General features: G+C 33.2%; 14 protein-coding genes. 4 read left to right on the top strand and 10 right to left on the bottom strand.

All coding sequences use genetic code 11. The annotated features are described in order from the left end of the window. The first annotated feature begins 5 nt into the window (after positions 1-5). Positions 6-1,364 (top strand): PTS fructose transporter subunit IIC, encoded by a 1,359-nt coding sequence (locus tag HGI79_RS03760; RefSeq protein ID WP_185649320.1) that lies wholly within the window; start codon positions 6-8, stop codon positions 1,362-1,364. A 245-nt stretch (positions 1,365-1,609) separates the two neighbouring features. On the opposite strand, the gene HGI79_RS03755 is transcribed toward HGI79_RS03760, so the two are convergent. From HGI79_RS03755 to HGI79_RS03735, 5 genes are all read right to left on the bottom strand, one after another. Then, the gene (locus HGI79_RS03755) at positions 1,610-3,181 is read right to left on the bottom strand and encodes a glycoside hydrolase family 32 protein (protein ID WP_278046681.1); all 1,572 of its coding nucleotides are present in this window, start codon (positions 3,179-3,181) and stop codon (positions 1,610-1,612) included. 193 nt (positions 3,182-3,374) lie between these two features. Then, positions 3,375-4,832: a glycoside hydrolase family 68 protein gene (locus tag HGI79_RS03750; protein ID WP_185649319.1), complete on the bottom strand. Its 1,458-nt coding sequence runs from the start codon at positions 4,830-4,832 to the stop codon at positions 3,375-3,377. 855 nt (positions 4,833-5,687) lie between these two features. Next, the gene (locus HGI79_RS03745) at positions 5,688-7,259 is read right to left on the bottom strand and encodes a glycoside hydrolase family 32 protein (RefSeq protein ID WP_241428135.1); all 1,572 of its coding nucleotides are present in this window, start codon (positions 7,257-7,259) and stop codon (positions 5,688-5,690) included. Between the two features lie 253 nt (positions 7,260-7,512). Continuing rightward, a complete protein-coding gene (locus HGI79_RS03740) occupies positions 7,513-8,982 on the bottom strand; it encodes a glycoside hydrolase family 68 protein (RefSeq protein WP_185649317.1) in 1,470 nt (489 codons plus the stop codon). A gap of 80 nt (positions 8,983-9,062) precedes the next feature. After that, the gene (locus tag HGI79_RS03735; RefSeq protein WP_185649316.1) at positions 9,063-10,511 is read right to left on the bottom strand and encodes a glycoside hydrolase family 68 protein; all 1,449 of its coding nucleotides are present in this window, start codon (positions 10,509-10,511) and stop codon (positions 9,063-9,065) included. 838 nt (positions 10,512-11,349) lie between these two features. Between HGI79_RS03735 and HGI79_RS03730 the strand changes: the two genes are divergently transcribed. Together HGI79_RS03730 and HGI79_RS03725 are read left to right on the top strand one after the other, a co-directional pair. After that, positions 11,350-12,822 carry a sucrose-6-phosphate hydrolase gene (locus tag HGI79_RS03730; RefSeq protein WP_207725694.1) on the top strand — a complete coding sequence of 491 codons (1,473 nt, stop codon included), beginning with the start codon at positions 11,350-11,352 and terminating at the stop codon, positions 12,820-12,822. A gap of 41 nt (positions 12,823-12,863) precedes the next feature. Further along, positions 12,864-13,856 carry a LacI family DNA-binding transcriptional regulator gene (locus tag HGI79_RS03725; RefSeq protein ID WP_185649315.1) on the top strand — a complete coding sequence of 331 codons (993 nt, stop codon included), beginning with the start codon at positions 12,864-12,866 and terminating at the stop codon, positions 13,854-13,856. 156 nt (positions 13,857-14,012) lie between these two features. Here HGI79_RS03725 and HGI79_RS03720 read toward each other — a convergent pair whose 3' ends face one another. From HGI79_RS03720 to HGI79_RS03700, 5 genes are all read right to left on the bottom strand, one after another. After that, the gene (locus HGI79_RS03720) at positions 14,013-14,696 is read right to left on the bottom strand and encodes a hypothetical protein (protein WP_185649314.1); all 684 of its coding nucleotides are present in this window, start codon (positions 14,694-14,696) and stop codon (positions 14,013-14,015) included. Between the two features lie 194 nt (positions 14,697-14,890). Further along, entirely contained in the window at positions 14,891-15,604 is a 714-nt protein-coding gene (locus HGI79_RS03715) for a hypothetical protein (RefSeq protein ID WP_185649313.1), read from the bottom strand. A gap of 29 nt (positions 15,605-15,633) precedes the next feature. Then, on the bottom strand, positions 15,634-16,932 hold the full coding sequence (locus tag HGI79_RS03710; RefSeq protein ID WP_185649312.1) for an SPFH domain-containing protein: 1,299 nt from the start codon (positions 16,930-16,932) through the stop codon (positions 15,634-15,636). A 675-nt stretch (positions 16,933-17,607) separates the two neighbouring features. Next, positions 17,608-18,126, bottom strand: a complete 519-nt coding sequence (locus tag HGI79_RS03705) for a nitroreductase family protein (RefSeq protein WP_185649311.1) — start codon at positions 18,124-18,126, stop codon at positions 17,608-17,610. A gap of 602 nt (positions 18,127-18,728) precedes the next feature. Beyond that, positions 18,729-19,499 (bottom strand): SDR family oxidoreductase, encoded by a 771-nt coding sequence (locus HGI79_RS03700; protein WP_185649310.1) that lies wholly within the window; start codon positions 19,497-19,499, stop codon positions 18,729-18,731. 157 nt (positions 19,500-19,656) lie between these two features. Here HGI79_RS03700 and HGI79_RS03695 point away from each other — a divergent pair, with 157 nt between their 5' ends. After that, complete coding sequence (locus HGI79_RS03695) at positions 19,657-20,667, top strand: AraC family transcriptional regulator (protein ID WP_185649309.1); 1,011 nt, start codon at positions 19,657-19,659, stop codon at positions 20,665-20,667. Positions 20,668-20,903 lie beyond the last annotated feature (236 nt).

The raw sequence follows: 20,903 nt of genomic DNA, 5'->3' as shown, positions 1-20,903 counted from the left end.
GAAATATGAAATTAGTAGCAATAACAAGTTGTCCAACGGGTATAGCACATACTTATATGGCAGCAGAAGCTCTTCAGATAGCGGCTAAAGAAATGGGACATGAGATAAAAGTTGAAACTCAAGGTTCTGTAGGAGCAGAAAATGTAATTACAGAACAAGACTTGAAAGAAGCAAGAGCAGTTATAATTGCAGCAGATACTAATGTAGACAAAAGCAGGTTTGCAGGAATGCCTATGGTTGTAGTTTCAGTAAAGGATGCTATCAAGGATGCAAAAGGTTTGATAAATCAGGCATTGCAGGCAAAAGCATCAGATAATAAGGTGCAAGCATCAACAACAAATGTAGAGAAAAAGGAAAGAAAAGGAGTATACAAGCACTTAATGACAGGTGTATCATATATGATACCTTTCGTTGTAGCTGGTGGTTTACTTATAGCTTTAGGATTTGCATTTGGTGGAATATATGTATACAATTCTCCAGGAACAGTAGCAGAAGCTTTATTTAGTGCAGGAAAGCAATCCTTTGGACTTATGCTTCCAGTATTAGCAGGTTATATGGCATACTCAATAGCTGACAGACCAGGACTTGTACCAGGATTTGTAGGTGGAGCTTTGTCAAGTACCATAGGAGCAGGATTTTTAGGAGCATTGTTAGCAGGTTTATTAGCAGGATATGTAGTGGCACTAATAAAGAAATATATAAAATTACCAAAGACATTAGATGGCTTAATGCCAGTATTAATAATACCAGTGTTATCAACAGCAATAATAGCATTAATAATGATATTTATATTAGGAAGCCCTATGAAAGCTATAAATGAAGGACTAACATCATGGTTAAAGAGTTTAGGAGGCGCAAATGCAGCACTTCTAGGTATTGTATTAGGATGCTTTATGGCATTTGACATGGGTGGTCCATTCAATAAAGCAGCATATGTATTTGCAACAGGAACATTAGCAACAGGCGGATCTGCAATAATGGCAGCTGTAATGGCAGCTGGTATGGTTCCTCCACTTGGAATAGCACTTGCAACAGTAATAGCAAAGAAGAAATTCACTGAACAAGAAAGAGAAGCAGGAAAAGCTGCTTGGGCACTTGGTGCATCATTTATAACAGAAGGTGCAATCCCATTTGCAGCAGGAGACCCATTCAGAGTAATACCATCAATAATGGCAGGTTCAGCAGTAACAGGAGCATTATCAATGATATTTGGATGCACACTAGCAGTACCACATGGTGGAATATGGGTTTTAGTGATACCTCAGGTAGTTACAGGTTTATTACAATATTTGGTAGCTATACTTGCAGGTACAGCAGTAACAGCAATTATCCTTTCAGTTGTTAAAAAGAATGTAACTGAATAAATTATTTATAAAAAATAAATTGTATGTAGTTTGGTAAAGAGGGGCTGTCTCATAATGCGTAAATATGCCATATGAGCAGTCCTATTTTTTATCCAATAATTGTTAGAGAATAGGAGGCGAAGCACCTCCTCCTTCCTACTCAATTGCTTCTTTTATCCAATGACTACCCGCGTTTATCTTGTTCGATATTTTCATTAAATTTAAATCCTGATCACGAAAATAAATAGACATAACCTTTTCTCGTATTACCTATTGATAGAACGAAAGTGTTTAATCACAACATTTTCAAAGATCGATTTACCGCCAATAGAAAAAAGGGTTATTCCTTTATCATTTAAATGAGGAAATACTTCACTTGAGTAAGTAACCTTACCATCATCAACAAATACTTCTATACTTGTTTTATCAACGAGAATCTTCAAATGAACTTTCTTCTTACTTGTATCAAATGGTGCTCTGCTTTCAACATATTTTTGACTTTTGTCGGGCTGTTCTGTAAAAGTTCTATTTACATAAGAGTATTGACCTTCAACAAAAACTCCCACGTCAATATGACGTTTTTTATCTGCTGATTCTCGAAGGCTAAATCCTACATTCTTGGCATCTAACCAGCTTATATCCGCATCAAGTTGATACGCTTCGCCTTGAACTTTAAGTGTTTCTGATCCAGTCACTTGGATTTCATTAAAATAGTCGGTTGACGTTATCAGATCATCCAAGGTTTCAATCGGCTGTGAGATCAGGCTATACATATTGTCCACTTGTTTTTTTAAGCTGATTTGGCGTACAATAGAGTCCATTCCATTGAAGCCTTCTTGCATTGTTGGGGTATTGTTTGGATAATCCCAGTTATTCATCCAAGCTAAAGCATAACGTTTCGTGAATTTATCACTGCTGTTGCCATTCTCAAACGTAACGCCTGCATACCAGTCAAAGCCATAATCCAGCCATTGAGGTTCACTTTCATCGGCTACAAATTCTTTTCCATTATAATTGCCTATCCAATACGCATAAGTATTGGGTTTGCCTGCAGATTTTCCATTAGCACTGGCACCTAGAACCCACTTGTACGTCCCGTCATTTGCTCTCATCATAAAGAGATCCGGACATTCCACAATACCTATATTTTCTGTGAAGAAACCACCTGTATAGTGCCAATTTTTCAGATTATGAGACTCATAAAAACCAATCTTCGTCCCTTCTGCCAAGAGCATTACCCATTTATCAGTCTGAGGATCCCAGATGATTTTTGGATCTCTAAAATCTTTTGTGCTCGGATTTGGGATAATGGGTTGATCACTATAAGATTTAAACGTTCTTCCTTTGTCCGTACTGTACCAAAGACATTGTTCCTGCTGACCGCCATTAGCGGAGGGCTGTGTTACAATGGCCACAATAGCTCCTTCTCCAAAGCCTGCTGTATTGTTGGTGTCAACAACCACGGATCCCGACCATATATCCCCATTTTTATTTGTATATTTAGGAATAGCTACCCCCTCATCTTTCCAGTGCACCAAATCCTCTGATGTGGCCTGCCTCCATTCCGTACCATTTCCATTTGGATAATCACGATTATAGAGATAATAGTAATGATACTTTCCATCAAAAAATACAGGTGTTTGTGGATCATTTTTCCATTTGTCAGGCGTTGTGAAATGATATATTGCTCGATAGTTTGGCTTTTGAGGAATTACTGTTTTATTTATTTTTTTATCTGAATGATAGAAAAATAAAAAGATAATTAATAATATCCCCAAAAAGATCATTAAAGCAGCTAATAGTTTATATACTTTCTTATGAATTTCTCTTTTTTCCAAATAAATACCTCCCTTCATATTCTAGCTACGGTGGAAATGATACCTGCTTGTTTTTAAGATGCTTTTAATCTATAAGAAGGTAGAGATTTATCTGTAAAAAAATGCCGATATTTAATCGGCATTTTTTAAAATTTTTTATGTTTTTCAAATCTAAATCTTTAATCTTATTTTATAAGTTTTTAGCTGATGACCATTACTTATCAATCGTCACTTGTCCTTGTTCAAGGATACTATTTGGTACAACAGAAGTTTTTGGTCCTTGAATGTTCAGTAAGAAACTCGGTGCAAAAGTAGAATGATGATCTGCAAAGTAACCTCTGTTTGTCATATAACTTGTGATGACCACATTATTCCCTTTAACTTGCGGGATCGCAAAGTGAGCGTAATTCCAGGTAATATCCTTAGGATCAAGATCTTGATGTAATACAAGTCCAGTACCATTTAAAGGTTTATATGGTCCAGTTAAAGAATCTGATACGTAACCTAACATGTAAATGTCTTCCGCATCAATTCCATCAACGAACATTTTAGATCCTCTTGAGCTTGTGAATAAATACCATTTACCATTCATGTTAAATACGTTAGCTCGTTCAATTTCATCTGTTACTGTATTGGATGCAATCAGCGGTTTCATTACTTTTTTCAAAGTATAATCATCATTTAATTCAATGATACCTAGTGCACCATTCGCTATTTTCGCATAAGGTTTATTAGGACTTTGTAATAATTTATTTTTTTCAGCTTGGAAGAATTTTTCACTTCCACCATAGTAAGCTTTATTAAAGAAGGATTCTTCTCCTTGGTAACCCGTTTCTGTCCCAGTGTTCGCTTCAAAAACAAGGTATTTACGACCATTGTCTTCAACATAGTGAGGATCTCTTAATGTATGATTATCGGAATAGTCCCCTCCAGCGAAAGCTTGATCAACAGTTTGATAGAATTTACCGTCTCCATCAAAGATCGATTTGAAATCTTCTACGCCATCCGCTTTCAGCGTATCAGCCTTTGGTTGAGATACATTGATTTGAGCCGTTGTTAAGGTTTGTTTACCATAAAACCCGCGTTCTGGTGCCCAAGGATGACGATTTGTATAAAATAAACGAACTTTTCCATCAGATGTTAAGGTTGCAGAACCTGACCACTCTTCTGCTTGATTATTTAGAATAGAATCGTTTGGAACGAATTTATCACTATTCTTAAATACTCTACCCGCATTTTTCCAGCTATCAATGGATGTATCGCCTATTTTTTGATAGAACAAGTAAATAAATGTGTCACTTCCCTCTTTAGGGTTTCCTGCTAAACCAAAAACGATATGGTAGCCATTATAATTTGCCACTGTTCCATCAGCGTTTTGTAGCGGCCAGGTATCCCAAACATCTAAATCAATTTTGTTGCCCGACTCATCATACTTTATTGCAGAAGGAATGTTCTTTATTGTTGATGCATCAAATTGAGGTACTTTAAATTGTTCGCTTTTTTGTTGTTCAGGTATTTTCAGCATGTCATTACGAGTGATATGGGAAATGCCATAGGTTTCTTTGTAATCCATACTACTACTTGCAGCAAAACTTTTCTGAGCAGTACCTACTAAACAACTAGAAATTATAGAACCAATTAAAACAAATTTTCCAACTTTTGACTTAATCATTACTTAAACCTCCTAAATAACTATTTCTTTTCTTTGTCATTGATTTAGACATGTTGACTTGTTCAACAAAAAACTAACATAAACAATCAATACTCGTCAAACAAATCAAATCGGGTTAACTGCTTTATTTCGACAAATTCTGACTAATTCAAGCAAATCCTCACAATTACACATAAATCTAATTTAAATATAAGTTAAATTTAATTTTATATTAATTTTTTGTTAAACATAATTCAAATAAGAACTTTGTTGACATGATATATAATACCCTTCATTTGCTAATTACCTTATATGCCATATACGCATATGAAGTTAATTTCAGGGGGTATAAAAAATCAAAAAAATTCATAATATTCTTTTTGAGATGCTATTTTATCTTTATTATCAACCTTAGATAAAGGAGTAAAGCCAAAAGGTTATTCACTGACTAGCAATATAAAAAAGTATTTGATGATGAGATTAAAGAATATATTTTAGAATTTGTAGATGGTGATACTATAAACTATGGCTATAGAAAAATACTGCATCATATAAGATGTAAATACGATTTCAATTGCAAACAATTTGTAAACAATAAAATCTTATATAGATTATGCAAAGAACTTGAAATTTAAAAAAATCAAAGAATTATAAAGCTTAAAATTAATCGTATAATTATACCCAATAGAACACTAACAGGATCAAATCAGCTTTGGGAAATGGATATAAAATAATGATGAAACTATATTACAATAATAAAGCTCATATCATTCTCCTCCTTTATTAACATAAATTACTCTCTCTTTTTCAATTGAATTCCTTTACATTCAATTTTATAATAATATTATATCTACATTTTAAATTCTTTCCCTAATTTTACCTATTGATGGAATGAAAGTGTTTGATTACAACATTTTCAAAGATCGATTTACCACCAATAGAAAAAAGGGTTATTCCTTTATCATTTAAATTAGGAAATACTTCACTTGAGTAAGCAATCTTACCATCATCAACAAATACTTCTACACTTGTTTTATCAACGAGAATCTTTAAATGAACCTTCTTCTTACTTGTATCAAAGGTTGCTCTACTTTCAACATATTTTTTATTTTTGTCAGGCTGTGCTGTAAAAGTTCTATTAACATAAGAATGTTGGCCTTCAACAAAAACCCCCACGTCGATATGACGTTTTTTGTCATCTGATTCTCGAAGCTTAAATCCTACATTTTTGGCATCTAACCAACTTATATCCGCGTCAAGTTGGTACGCTTCACCTTGAACTTCCAGCGTTTTTGATCCATTCACTTGGATTTCATTAAAATAGTCAGTTGACGTTACTATACTATCTAAAGTTTCAACAGGCTGCGAGACCAAGCTATAGGTGTTATCCACTTGTTTTTTTAAGCTGATCTGTCGCACAATAGAATCCATTCCATTGAAGCCTTCTCGCACAGTTGGGGTATTGTGTGGGTAATCCCAGTTATTCATCCAGGCTAAAGCATAACGTTTCGTAAATTTATCACTGCTGTTGCCACTCTCAAAGGTCACACCTGCGTACCAATCAAAGCCATAATCCAGCCATTGAAGTTCACTTTCATCGGCTACAAATTCTTTTCCATTATAATTGCCTATCCAATAGGCATAAGTATTAGGTTTGTCTGTAGATTTGCCATTGGCACTAGCACCTAGAACCCACTTGTACGTACCGTCATTTGCCAGCATCATAAAGAGATCAGGACATTCTATAGTACCTATATTTTCTGTAAAGAAACCACCTGTATAGTGCCAACTTTTAAGATTACGGGATTCATAAAAGCCAATTTTTGTTCCTTCCGCTAAGACCATTACCCATTTATTAGTGTAAGAATCCCATGTGATTTTTGGATCTCTAAAATCTTTTGTCCCCGGGTTTGGTATAATCGGTTGATCACTATAAGGTTTAAACGATATTCCTTTGTCCGTACTGTACCAAAGGAATTGTTCCTGCTGACCGCCATTAGCGGAGGACTGTGTTGCAACGGCCACAATAGCTCCTTCTCCAAAGCCTGCTGTATTATTGATGTCAACAACAACAGATCCTGACCATATATCCCTGTTTTTATTTGTATATTTAGGAATAGCTACCCCTTCATCCTTCCAGTGCACTAAATCCTCCGATGTGGCCTGCCTCCATTCTGTACCATTGCCATTTGGATAATCACTATTATAGAGATAATAGTAATGATACTTCCCATCAAAAAATATAGGCCTCTGTGGATCATTTTTCCATTTACCAGGCGTGGTGAAATGATATATTGCCCGATAAGTTGAATTTTGAGCAATTATCGTTTTAGCTATCTCCTTATTTGAATAATAGAAGAATAATAAAATAACCAATAATATACCAAAACGGGTAATTAAAGCAGTTAATTGTTTATATGCTTTTTTATAAATTTCTCTTCTTTGCAAATAGACATCTCCTTTTTTGTTAATATTTTGAACCTTGTGGAGATTATAGGTAAACATAGCTTAAATTTAATTTATATTAAATTTCGGGCGTGGTTATCTATATACCTTTTATTTTTAAGATGCTTTTAACCTACAAGTAGATAGAGCTTTATCTGCAAAAAAATGCCGATATTCCATCGGCATTTTTGAGAATTTTTTATATTTTTAAGTCCAAATCTTTAATCTTAGTTTATATGTTTTTAGCTTATGACCATTACTTATCAATTGTAAGTTGTCCTTGTGGAAGGATGCTGTTTGGTACAACTGATGTTTTTGATCCTTCAATGTTCAGTAAAAAGCTTGGCGCAAAGGTAGACTGGTGGTCTGTATAGAAACCTCTATTTGTCATATAACTTGTTATTACCACGTTATTACCATCAGCTTGTGGTACAGCAAAGTGAGAGTAAGTAAATGTAAGGTCAGCAGGGTCAAGATTCATGTTTAATACAAGCCCACTTCCATTTAATGGTTTGTATGAACCAGTTAAGGAATCTGCCACATATCCTAACATGTATACATCTTTCGCACCTATTCCATCAATAGTCATTTTAGCTCCTCTTGAGTCTGTGAATAAATACCATTTACCATTCATTTTGAATACGTTAGCACGTTCTATTTCATCTGTAACTGTATTAGATGTAATCAATGGTTTCATTACTGTTTTCAATGTATAGTCATCGTTTAATTCAATAATACCTAGTGCTCCATTAGCTAAAGAAGCATCATGTTTTTTAGGTCCAATTAATAGTTTATCTTTTTCTGACTGGAAGAAGACTTCACTGCCACCATAGAAAGCTTTATTAAATAAAGATTCATCACCTTGGTAACCATCTTCTGTTCCTGTATTAGCTTCAAAAACAAGATATTTATGACCATTATCTTCAACATAGTGAGGATCTCTTAAAGTATGGTTATCTCCTGAGCTCCACTTGCCTTCATCTATAAATTGCTGAACATTTTGATAGATTTTACCATCTCCACCATCAAAAATAGATTTATGATCTTCTACACCATCAATCTTAAGAGTATCAGCATCTGGATTAGACATATTGATTTGAGCCGTTGTTAATGTTTGTTTACCAGCACCTGTTCCTCCATCTTCTGGAGATCCAGAGTAATCTGTGTAAAATAAACGTACTTTACCATCTTTAGTTAAAGTTGCAGAACCTGACCACTCTTGTGTTTGATACTTAAGAATAGGATCATTTGAATCAAATTTATCGCTATCTTTAAATACTCTACCAGCGTTCTTCCAACTGTCAATAGAATTGTCACCTATTTTTTTATAGAAAAGGTAAATAGATGTATCATTGCCGTTTTTAGGATCCCCTGCTAGAGCGAAAACGATTTGGTATCCATTATAATTTGCCACTGTTCCGTCAGCATTTTGTAATGGCCAACTATCCCATACATCTAAATCTATTAAATTACCATACTTATCATAACCTTTTGCCGAAGCTATGTTTTTTATTGTAGACGGATCAAATTGAGGTACACTAAATTGTGCACTATTTTGCTGTCCAGGTACTTTTAGCATGTCATTACGAGTGATATGAGAAATGCCATAGGTTTCTTTGTAATCCATACTGCCACTTGCAGCAAAACTTTGCTGAGCGCTACCTATTAAACAACTAGAAATTATAGAACCAATTAAAACGAATTTTCCAACTTTTGACTTAATCATTACTAAACCTCCTAAAATTTTTTGATGTTTTTTAAATCTAAATCTTTAATCTTAGTTTATAAGTTTTTAGCTGATGACCATTACTTATCAATTGTAAGTTGTCCTTGTGGAAGGATGCTATTTGGTACAACTGATGTTTTTGATCCTTCAATGTTAAGTAAAAAGCTTGGTGCAAAGCTAGAATGGTGGTCTGTATATAAAGCTCTATTCGTTATATAACTTGTTATTACTACGTTATTACCGTCAGCTTGTGGTACAGCAAAGTGAGAGTAAGTAAATGTAGGGTCAGCAGGGTCAAGATCCATGTTTAATACAAGACCAGTTTTGTTTAATGGTTTGTATGATCCAGTTAAAGAATCTGAAACGTAACCTAACATGTATACATCTTTCGCACCTATTCCATCAATAGTCATTTTAGCTCCTCTTGAGTCCGTGAATAAATACCATTTACCATTCATTTTGAATACGTTAGCACGTTCTATTTCATCTGTAACTGTATTAGATGTAATCAATGGTTTCATTACTGTTTTCAATGTATAATCATCATTTAGTTCAATAATCCCTAATGCACCATTTGCTAAAGAAGCGTCACGTTTCTTAGGTCCAACTAATAGTTTGTCCATTTCTGATTGGAAGAAAGCTTCACTTCCACCATAGAAAGCTTTATTAAATAAAGATTCATCACCTTGGTAACCATCTTCTGTTCCTGTATTAGCTTCGAATACAAGATATTTATGACCATTGTCTTCAACATAGTGAGGATCTCTTAATGTATGGTTATCTCCCTCAGTATTACCTTGTGTAACGTTTTGATAAATTTTACCATCGCCATCAAAAATAGATTTTAGATCTTCTACTCCATCAATTTTAAGGGTATCAGCATCAGGTTGAGATACATTGACTTGAGCCGTTGTTAAGGTTTGTTTACCATAAAATCCGCGCTCTGGTGCCCATGGGTGTCTATCTGTATAAAATAAACGAACTTTTCCATCAGCTGTTAATGTTGCGGAACCTGACCACTCTTCTGCTTGATCTTTTAGAATAGGATCATTTGAATTCAATTGATCTTCATACTTAAATACTCTACCAGCATTTTTCCAGCTATCAATAGATGTATCGCCTATTTTTTGATAGAACAAGTAAATATGCGTGTCCCATCCTCTTTTAGGGTCTCCTGCTAAAGCAAAAACAAGATTGTATCCATGATAGTTTGCCACTGTTCCATCAGCATTTTGCAGTGGCCAGCTATCCCAAACATCTAAATCTATTAAATTACCATACTCATCATAACCTTTTGCCGAAGGGATGTTTTTTAATGTTGATGCATCGAATTGAGGCACTTTAAATTGTGCACTGTTTTGTTGTTCAGGTATTTTTAGCATGTCATAACGTGTAATGTGGGAAACTCCGTATGTTTCTTTGTAATCCATACTGCCACTTGCAGCAAAACTTTTCTGAGCGGTACCTACTAAACAACTAGAAATTATAGAACCAATTAAAACATATTTTGCAACTTTTGATTTAATCATTACTTAAACCTCCTAAATAATTGTTTTTTTCTTATTTTCCAAACTGGGAACTTCTCTTTGCCATTAATTTATACATGTTTACTTGTCTAATAAAAAGATTCATGATCTGATCGAATTGCATTGGAAGCAAACGCTCAAAACAAGTAGAAAAGTGTAACTTTGCACATTATTTACTTTTTAGGTTTCAACTAGGTATCTGTAAATGGCCATTTACACGGTTTTTGCAACATTTATTTCGATATCCAAAGCACAATTTTATATAAAAATCTTTTTTTTTACTTCAACAAACATTCCAAATTATACGACAAGATCTGCTCAACAAGAAACTACCATAAACAATCGATACTCGTCAAATAGCTGAAATGGGGGGATTAACCACTTTATGGGGACAAATTCTGACTAATTCTGCCACATTCTCGCAATTACACATAAATTTAATGTTAAAATAAATTTGATTTAATTTTTTATTAAATTTTTGTAAAACACAGCTTAGAAGAGATTTTATTAACATGGTATATGATTTACGCATATGAAGTTAATTTTAGTGGGGTATAACATGATAAAAAAATTAATAACATATCTTTTGAAATGCTATTATATTTTAGAATTTCAGGTAAAATTCATTAGAGGTTTTATTCCCTGGACTTGAATACAATCTTTTATATTTATATATAGACAAGAAAAAGAAAATAATGTATTATAAATTTATAAACAGTTAAATAAGAATTTATTTTATAAATTTTGAGGGAACGTTCCCTTATTTCGAAGCTACATAGTACATATGAGGTTTTTTTTAATGGAATATGTGGGAACGATACCGTATGGAGGTGGAGTTAAAATGATAGAGTGGTCAAGAGAACAGAGATATAAAAAACTTGAAGAAGTTACAGCTATGGAATTGCAAGAATTAAAGCAAAAGGTTAGGGTGTGTCCATTTCGTCAAAAGTTCCATATTCAACCTCCAACGGGTCTTTTAAATGATCCTAATGGATTTTCATATTATAATGGCAGATATCACTTATTCTATCAATGGTTCCCACTGGGACCGGTTCATGGTTTAAAATATTGGTATCATGTTAGTTCAGCAGACCTTGTAAAGTGGGAAGAACATGGAATAGGAATAGCCCCTGGCGATTGGTTTGATTCCCATGGAGCTTACTCAGGTTCAGGTATAGTTCATAATGAAAAGTTATATTTATTGTACACGGGGAACACAAGAGATAAAAACTGGATTCGTCATCCATCTCAATGTTTAGCAATTATGGATAAAGAAAATAATATAACTAAGCATTCAGGTCCAGTAATTGATAGGGTACCAGAAGGGTATACAGAACATTTCCGCGATCCAAAAGTATTTGAGAAGGATGGAGTGTATTATTGCATCATTGGGGCTCAAACAAAAGATTTGAAAGGTACTGCGGTTTATTATGAATCTAAAGATTTAGTAAACTGGACTTATAAAAATTATATTAAAACTACTTTGAAAGATTTTGGATACATGTGGGAATGTCCAGATTATTTTGAATTAGAAGATAAGGGAGTTATGGTCTTTTCACCTCAAGGTATTGAAAGACAAGGAGATTTATACGCTAATATTTATCAATCAGGTTATTTAATAGGTTCAAAGATAAATTTTGAAGATGGAAAATTTGAACATACTGAGTTTGTTGAGTTAGATAACGGATTTGACTTTTATGCCCCTCAAACTATGGAGGACCACAAAGGAAGACATATTTTAATAGGATGGATGGGGTTACCTGATGTTGAATATCCAACAGAGAGAAATGGATGGGCTCATTGTTTAACATTACCACGTGAATTAAAAATTAGAGGCAATAAGTTAATTCAAACGCCTGTTACAGAATTAGAGCAGTTACGTAAGAATCATAGATCATTGAATGAAACTTTAAAATTAGATGAAAAATCCTTTGATGGTTTTAGTGGAGAAAGATACGAGTTAAATTGTTTATTTACAGAGTTTACAGGAAAACAAGTAGGTGTAAAACTACGTGTATCGGAAAATGAAGAAACTGTTATTTATTATGATATAGAAAATAAAAAGATTGTATTAGATCGTAGTAAATCAGGAGAAGAATTTGCAAAGGAATGGGGAACAGAACGTAAGACATACTTTGATTGTAAAGATTTAAAGCTTCAGATTTTTGTAGATAGTTCTTCAGTTGAAGTTTTTATAAATAATGGAGAAAAGGTATTTACATCGCGTATATTTTCATCTAAAGAAAGTCAAGGAATTAAGTTCTTTGCAGATGGAGAAAGTAAGTTAAGTGCAGATATATGGAATATTAATTAAAAGTTGTAGAAAATCTAAATAATAGGATTTAGGTGAATTTAATGACCATTATAGAATTTGCAAAAATAGCAGGAGTGTCGAAATCAACAGTATCTAGATATTTTAACAATGGATACGTTAGCCCAGAAGCTAGCGAAAAAATAAAGTTGGCTATTGAAAAAACGGGCTTTCAACCTCACAGACAGGCTAAATCAATGAGAACAAGGAAAACTAATTTGATTGGTGTAATAGTTCCTAAAATAAGTACGGAAACAGTTCCTAGGATTGTAGAAGGAATATCAGATGAATTAAGTGTTTATGGATATGATATATTAATAGCTAATACAAATTTAATCATTGAAAAGGAAATAGAGTATTTAAAGATATTCAAAAATAATCAAGTTGATGGAATAATTTTCATAGCTACAAAGGTTACTGAGGAGCATTTAAAGGTTATGGAAGAGGTTAAGGTGCCTATAGTGGTGGTTGCTCAAAATATAGAAAAATATCCATCTGTGTATAGTGATGATTATAATGCCTCAAGAGACGTTGTAAAATATATAATTAACAAGGGATATAAAGATATAGGATTTATTGGTGTATATGAAGACGATATTTCCGTTGGTTTTGAAAGAAAAAAAGGATATATAGATGAGTTAAGAGAAAATAGTATTGAAATAAAAAACGAGCTTATAAAAATAGGTAACTTTGAAGTGGAAAGTGGCTATAAACTGGCAGAAGAATTGATGAATCAAAAAGAAAAGCCAACAGTAATATTTGCAGTTACGGATAACATTGCAGCTGGTGCTATTGAGTATTTAAAAGAAAATAGTTATAGGATACCAGAGGATGTAGGAATAGTAGGTATGGGGGATTCTAAGATATGTAAGTATATTAATCCTAAGCTTACAACTGTTCACTATTATTATAAAACATCAGGCGTAGAGGCTGCTAGTATGATGTTGGAGTTATTAAATCAGGGAGTACGTTCTTCTAAAGATATAAATAGGAAGCAAAAGTTACCATACAGGTTAGTTGAGAGAAATACTATATAATATAAAGTGAAACTTGAATCAGATGGGGTTTTGATCCCACCTGATTCTTAGTTGAACGAATCCAGGGACGTAGCCACTCTTTACTCCCAGTTAAGCAGAGAGCCAAAATCTGTAATTTTGTGCGAATCGCTTACTCCTCCTAAGAGGAGTTTCCTATTATTCTACTTCAATTTTAGAACCGCAGAATTCGCATTCCCCGACAGTTCCAGTAGCAATGCTGTTATGTGCCCCGCAGCCTTTGCAGGTTACAATCTGCATTCTAATACTTTGATCAGCATTATTAGATTGATTATATAAAGGTTCCTGATGTTTTCTAGGTATTACTATTTGTCTTACTGATTCATTAATATAAGCACCCTCGAAAAAGCCTTTGTCAATCATTTTCTGCAAGTCTTTTATAGCATTTTCATATGATGTTGGAATGGCTGCAGCAATGTTGTCGATATCTATAACTCCATCATTGACAATAATTGAAATATATTTTTTGGACTTGTTAGCATTATTTTTTATCTTTTTTCCTAATATAACAAGACCTATTCCAGCTAAAAGGAAAAATAATATTGCAGTTACATCATCGCTTTCAAATCCCTCAGAAATACTTACAAGGAATCCTAGAAGTGCAAAAGATAAGCTTATCCATCCAAATATACCAATAGCTCTTCCAGAAAATAAAGCTGCTTTTTTATCAATAGTAGTTCTTTTCCATATCAAAAATAAACCAACTGGCCAAAATACAATACAAATTATTATAATAGCCGGCCAGGATAACCACCATTCAGGTTTAGGATTTTTCACTGAAACTTTAGCGTTTTGAAAATCATTCTGTAAATTACTATTCATCAATATCCTTCCTTTACATTTTATTGTGAACCTATCGCTGATTCGCAGAATTTACACTCAGCCATTGTACCCTTAGGTATACTGTTTGAGGCTCCGCAGCTTTTACAGGTAACAACCTTAAATTCAACATCATGAGGTACCTAATATTCTGCTTATTACAATTGCTGATTGTGAAGTTTGCTGTACGCTCATACTTAGAATCCCCCTTGATTTAATTGTATTACTGATAGATTGCGCTCCTTAATAAGCAAAACTATTTCATCAACCATTTTTGAAATATCTTCTACCTTTAGTTCATTTTCATTGTTTGATAAAAGTGCTTTAAGTTCTTCTAATTTCATATATATGGTTTGTTCTTTTTTAACTGATTTTGTCTTGTCGCTGTATTTTATCTCTTCATAAATTTTGCTCAGCAATGAAGAGTATGCACTAAAATTAGCATTGGATTTTAATGAAAAGGCCAGATTTTCACACTCGCTCATTATTAATCTGGAGTCCATAAGCTTAGCATCATGTTCCCTAACATTAATTACAGCAGCATATAATGATATTGAAATGATTAGAGCAATTGCAAGAATAACAATTTGAGTAGTTGCAAAGCCGCGAACATTGTCTTTGAATATATTTCTGCTAAAAACCGAAAGTATGGTTGTTGCAATCCAATAAATAGATAAAGTAGAAATAATTCCAGACACCAATAGCATTTGGCTGCTTGTGTACTTTCTTATTAATGTAACAGTAGTACCGCCAAACAAGACGATTTCTGAAATTAGCACAAAAGTTAAGGCAAGCCAGTGAATAGTTTCTTTTGGATGATTTGTATACCCTAAAAAAAATACTACTAAGGTAACAATAAAAACAATTAAGCCAATTCCCATGTTTGCAAGAGTTCTTACTTTACTGCTCATAACTACACCTCCTTATTTAATTTTAGGAATTAGAGTTTATTTCCACACTCTGGGCAAAACTTTGGAGTGCCTTTTATTTCTATGCCGCAACTTGAACACCTTTTAATTAAAGAAGTTCCGCATTCAGGACAAAATTTAGTAGTTTCTCTTTCTATCCCATATCCACATTTATGGCAAAGTCTTGGTCTTGCACTGCCGCATTCAGGACATACATTTGTATCTTCCTTCAAATCGGCTCCACATTTATGACAAGGATTATATTTGTCGCCGCACTCAGGACAGAATTTAGCTTTCACAGAATATGAAGCGCCGCAATTACTGCAAGTAACTGTCTCGCGTTTTTTGTCTTCTTCCTTCTTTTGTGTATCAAACCCGCAGTCACTGCAAAAACGATTTTCCTTTTCCATTTCAACGCCGCAATTTGGACAATTTTTCTTTGCTGGTGCTGCGGCCATATTTTGAGTTATTCCACTCATTTGGGAGCCAAAGCTGCTGCCTAGTCCAACTCCCATTCCTAGTCCAATGCCAGCTCCCATAAGGTCTGACTGTCCAGAACTCGGATTTGTGGCTGCACCTTCCAGTGTATCAAAGGAACGCTGCTGAACATAATTATAACCAACTATATCCATCTCAGCGCGCTTAGCAAGTGCATCCTTTAATTTAATAACAGCCTTGTCATCTTCGGGAACGTTTATGTCATTAACATAAAAATTAACTAGCTTAATGCCGTATTCTGATAGAACAGGTACCATCTTTTCCTTTAATTGTTCAGAAAGTTCATCAAGATAAGCATTTATCTCTAAAACACTTACTTGCTTATGTACTAAATATGATGATATAGCATCCTTTACCTTTGTTAAGTATAAGCCTCTGAAATATTTAATAAGACTGTCTTTATCAAATACAGAAAGAGTACCTACCAATTTAATTAAAAACTTTCTTGAATCTTCTATTTGAATACCAAATTGTCCAAAGGAACGCAGTGGTACAAAAACTTTATACTTGGGATCTTGCAATTGAATTGGTGTAGCAGTCCCCCATTTAATATCCAACGAATGCACCTTATTTATATACCAAACCTCTGCTGTAAACGGTGATCTTCCTCCAAACGGAAGATTGATGATTTTATTTAAAAATGGAATGTTAGCAGTTTGAAGAGTATGCCTTCCACTTGGAAATAAATCAAGTGCTTGACCACCCTTAAATAAAATAGCCTCTTGAGATTCGTTAACAATAAGCTGAGTCCAAGTTCCAAGTTCTTCACTTGGATATTTCCAAGCAAAAATACTTGGCCCACCATTATATTTAACAACTTCTACAACTGCCATTAAAATGCCCCCCTTTTATTAATTTTAATAACTGCTTATGTAAAGAAATTTACAATAAATACATTTTGATTATACATCAAAATACAATTATTATACACCAAAATATGATTATTTTACATTTGTTGCATGAAAATATTAATAAATACACAAAATTACATGTAAATGTGAAGGGTTGGCCTTTGAATATTTCAGGAAAAGCTATCAATTATTGAATACGTAGAAAATAATAAAAACTACCGTTAACATAATCAAACGTTAATGACGAGTTTGATATGGCTTCCTCGGGGTCAAAGAGCCAAGCATGCTATACAATGATTACACAGTAACTCAGGAGACCTACAGCTCTCCTTCATAGGAGTATGGCAAACAACTGATAACAAGGGAGAATGTCAAATGGTTAGTAGGGAGTCGGATAATCTAATAGTACCAATGAAGCAGGTTTTATTTCTAAGTTAATAGCTTTTATGGCCGTATGATTCCCATAAAGTTTTGTTAAGTTTTCAATTTTTATCAACCTTATCACCTCTAGACTATTTTTAGTTCACTTGAAATTTATAACAAATAAGTATGGCATTTTTGTGACATATTTATGACTAGTATGTAAAATCATTATTAATATAAAAAAATAGACCCTCTCTTTACTAACATCAGAGTAAAGAGAGGGTCTATTAAAGTTTAAAAAGTTTCATAAAATACTGTATTCTCTAAAGGCTTACGTGCTTTATCATGTCTATCAGGTGAGGCAGGTTCATCTTCTGCGTATCCAACAGCTAAGATATTTACTGGTTCAACGTTATCTGGCAGATTAAATTCCTTGCGTATAACTACTGGATCAAAATAACATACCCAAACTGTTCCTAATTCCAATTCTGTTGCTTGGAGCATCATATGATCTGTAACTATGCTTACATCTATATCAGCTATGTCCTTACCATCAAAGGGTCTTTTCCAAGTAGTGCTGTGATCTGCACATACTATAAGAGCTAGAGGAGCACCATATACATTTGCACCCTTCTTGAGTTTTTCTAAACCCTCTTTTTCTTGTATGACTATAATTCTTTGAGGTTGAGTGTTAGCTCCTGTGGGAGCAATTCTGCCTGCTTCAAGTATTTTAAGCAGCTTTTCCTTTTCCACTTGTTTTGTTGAATATTTACGTACAGAGTAACGCTTTTTTGCCAATTGTAAGAAGTCCATTTTTATCATCCTTTCTAAATTTAAAATAATATATTTAGATACCCACGCCCGAAATTTAACTTATACTCCAGAATATATTACCATGTTTCGGCACGTTAAATATTTTTAATTAGTCTAAAGCTTAAATTTGAGAAAAATCTAAGAACTTTGATAAACTCGTACCTCAAACATATCTAAAGTTCTAAGATTTTTTCTCAAATTTTCGCTAAGACTAATAAAAAAATATTTAAATGTGACTTCAACATTGGTAATATACCCCTACGTATAAGTTAAATTTAAGTTGTTGTTATCTATTGAGACTCTAAGGTATATGTTACTAATTGTTCTTTTGTTATTTATAGGATTAATTATATACAGAAAGTATTAGATATTAAAGTAGGCACATTAATCATACACAATATATAAAATGATACTTAAGTATATTTTTATACTAAATATAAAAGCTCTATGAAAAGTAAATAAATCTTTCTATTTTTATAGAACTTTATTTTAGATTAAGTGTTAAATGTATATTCTACTAACCTCTGATCTGCAAATGGAAAATTCTTAAATATTCTTATTTAAATGCTATTATAAATAGCACATATTTTTGAAGTTCATTTTTAACTCATAAGTAGTTGTCCTAATTTCAACACTAGCCATCTAGGAGTAAATCTTATTAAGATTACCATTAACTTATTATATAGTCCAGCAACGACAACTCTTTTTCCTTTAAATAGAGCTTTATACCCTATTTTTGCTACAGTGCTAGGATTCATAACTATAGTATTAAACATTCGAGTATTTTCAATTTGTGCTTTTTTAGAAAACTCTGTTTTAGTTGCACCAGGACATAAGGTTGTAACAGTAATACCAGCACCTTCAAGATCCTTAGAAATACCTTCGCTAAAGCTTAGGACATAGGCTTTTGTTGCACAATAAATTGCATTAAGAGGAGCTGGTGCAAAGGAACCTGTTGAACCTATATTTAATATCTTACCACCACCATGTTTCAACATTTCAACAACAGCAAGTTTTGTAAGATGTGTGAGTGTAACTAGATTCACTTGAATAAGCTGTAGTTCTTTCTGAAGGTTTGTTTGCTGAAATTTGCCATAAATTTGAGTTCCAGCGTTATTTACTAAAATGTCAATGTGTATAGACTTTTTTCTAAGCTCATCAAAAATTTCTTCTGGAGCTGTAGGTAATGTAAGATCTATTGATATAGTTGTTATATTTACTGAATACTTTTTGCACAAATCAGTTGAAATTTCTTCTAGTTTTGATTTTTCTCTTGCTACTAATACTAGATTATAACTATCTTTAGCAAACAGTTTGGCTAGTTCTAGACCTATTCCACTGGATGCACCAGTTATTAAAGCTGTTTTATTCATATTTTCTTCATCACCTTCCTCTTAGTATGTATAAATATATTTATACACTAGGTACTTGTTAGAATTAATGATTTTTAACGAAAAAATATTGACTTTTAGCGCAAATAACAATAGCCTATATTTGTATAATTTTTTTAAAAAGTTAGGTGGTTAGATTATGGAAAATACCTTAACAATATCAGCAACTAAAATTTCAGCATTTTTAAAGGACTTTGAAAATTATGGAGTTACAAGAGATGAAATTTTACGATATGCACGTATTATACCTTCAATTCTTAAATCACCTGACAACAGGTTAACATCTGAAGGGGTCAACCGTATTATTCAAGCAGCTGTTAAGCTGACTAATAATGAAGATATAGGTCTTCTTCAAGGAGCACGTCTCTCTAAAGGGTTTTCCAGCATTTTGGGGTATATTCTAATGAACTGTGATACTTTGGGTGAAGCAGCTTTAAAATATTGTAAGTATGAGAAGATTGTAGATGAAACTAGTATTACAGATATTAAGATAGAATCCAACTTTGCTATATTAAGTAATACAACAATTGATAATAAATTATTAAATAATAGGCAGTTCTCCGATTTTAAAATCTCTGGAATGCTTTCATATGCTAAATTACTGACAGGTAAAAATATTAGATTAAATAAAGTATGTTTTACGCACAGAAAACCAAAAGATATCTCAGAATATCAGAAAATTTTTCAATGCCCTATATTTTTTGAAGAATCAATGAATGCTTTGGTATTTGACTATGAATCGTTGAAGCTTTTAATTACTGAGCCTAATAGGTCACTGTTAATTTTATTCGAAAAAAATATTCAGGAAGTCCTGCAAGAGCGTGATGGTAGTGAGACATATACAAAAAAGGTAACTAGAATAATTACTAAGGAAACGAAAGGTGAATTGCCTAAAATTGATTTAGTGGCAAGGAAACTTACTATTAGTACACGAGGTCTGCAGATCCGGCTAAAGAATGAAGGAACTTCATATACTAAGTTGATAAGTAAAGTTCAAAGGGAGATGGCTGAAAAATATCTGAAAGACAAGAATAATTCCACCGATGAAATTGCATATGCTTTGGGTTTTTCAGATACGAGTGCTTTTCATAGAGCATTTAAAAAATGGACAGGTATTACTCCTAAAGAATTTAGGAATAGTATTCTTTAGAGAATTGAATTTATAGATGGCCCAGTTGTTGAAACAGTAGAAGATGACAGATATGTTTAGTTAAATATCTGAATTAAACATAAAATAGCCTCGGTAATCTCCGAGGTTATTTTATATGTAGATTATTGCTCATGGTACCATATAAATCCTAAGGAGTAGTTTTAGTAAATTAATGGTATAATTTATTAAATAGGCTACGCTATATTGATAACATGAATAAAATAAGAGGTGTTAAA

Source organism: Clostridium sp. DJ247, assembly GCF_014231265.1.
Note: the sequence above shows the minus strand (reverse complement) of the source record. Positions and strands in the feature narration are given on the sequence as shown.

What these genes read in the sequence shown, in the direction of transcription:
- HGI79_RS03760 (WP_185649320.1), top strand. Translation starts at nt 6, where the DNA reads ATGAAATTAGTAGCAATAACAAGTTGTCCAACGGGTATAGCACATACT.
- HGI79_RS03750 (WP_185649319.1), bottom strand. Translation starts at nt 4,832, where the DNA reads ATGATTAAGTCAAAAGTTGGAAAATTTGTTTTAATTGGTTCTATAATT.
- HGI79_RS03740 (WP_185649317.1), bottom strand. Translation starts at nt 8,982, where the DNA reads ATGATTAAGTCAAAAGTTGGAAAATTCGTTTTAATTGGTTCTATAATT.
- HGI79_RS03735 (WP_185649316.1), bottom strand. Translation starts at nt 10,511, where the DNA reads ATGATTAAATCAAAAGTTGCAAAATATGTTTTAATTGGTTCTATAATT.
- HGI79_RS03730 (WP_207725694.1), top strand. Translation starts at nt 11,350, where the DNA reads ATGATAGAGTGGTCAAGAGAACAGAGATATAAAAAACTTGAAGAAGTT.
- HGI79_RS03725 (WP_185649315.1), top strand. Translation starts at nt 12,864, where the DNA reads ATGACCATTATAGAATTTGCAAAAATAGCAGGAGTGTCGAAATCAACA.
- HGI79_RS03720 (WP_185649314.1), bottom strand. Translation starts at nt 14,696, where the DNA reads ATGAATAGTAATTTACAGAATGATTTTCAAAACGCTAAAGTTTCAGTG.
- HGI79_RS03715 (WP_185649313.1), bottom strand. Translation starts at nt 15,604, where the DNA reads ATGAGCAGTAAAGTAAGAACTCTTGCAAACATGGGAATTGGCTTAATT.
- HGI79_RS03710 (WP_185649312.1), bottom strand. Translation starts at nt 16,932, where the DNA reads ATGGCAGTTGTAGAAGTTGTTAAATATAATGGTGGGCCAAGTATTTTT.
- HGI79_RS03705 (WP_185649311.1), bottom strand. Translation starts at nt 18,126, where the DNA reads ATGGACTTCTTACAATTGGCAAAAAAGCGTTACTCTGTACGTAAATAT.
- HGI79_RS03700 (WP_185649310.1), bottom strand. Translation starts at nt 19,499, where the DNA reads ATGAATAAAACAGCTTTAATAACTGGTGCATCCAGTGGAATAGGTCTA.
- HGI79_RS03695 (WP_185649309.1), top strand. Translation starts at nt 19,657, where the DNA reads ATGGAAAATACCTTAACAATATCAGCAACTAAAATTTCAGCATTTTTA.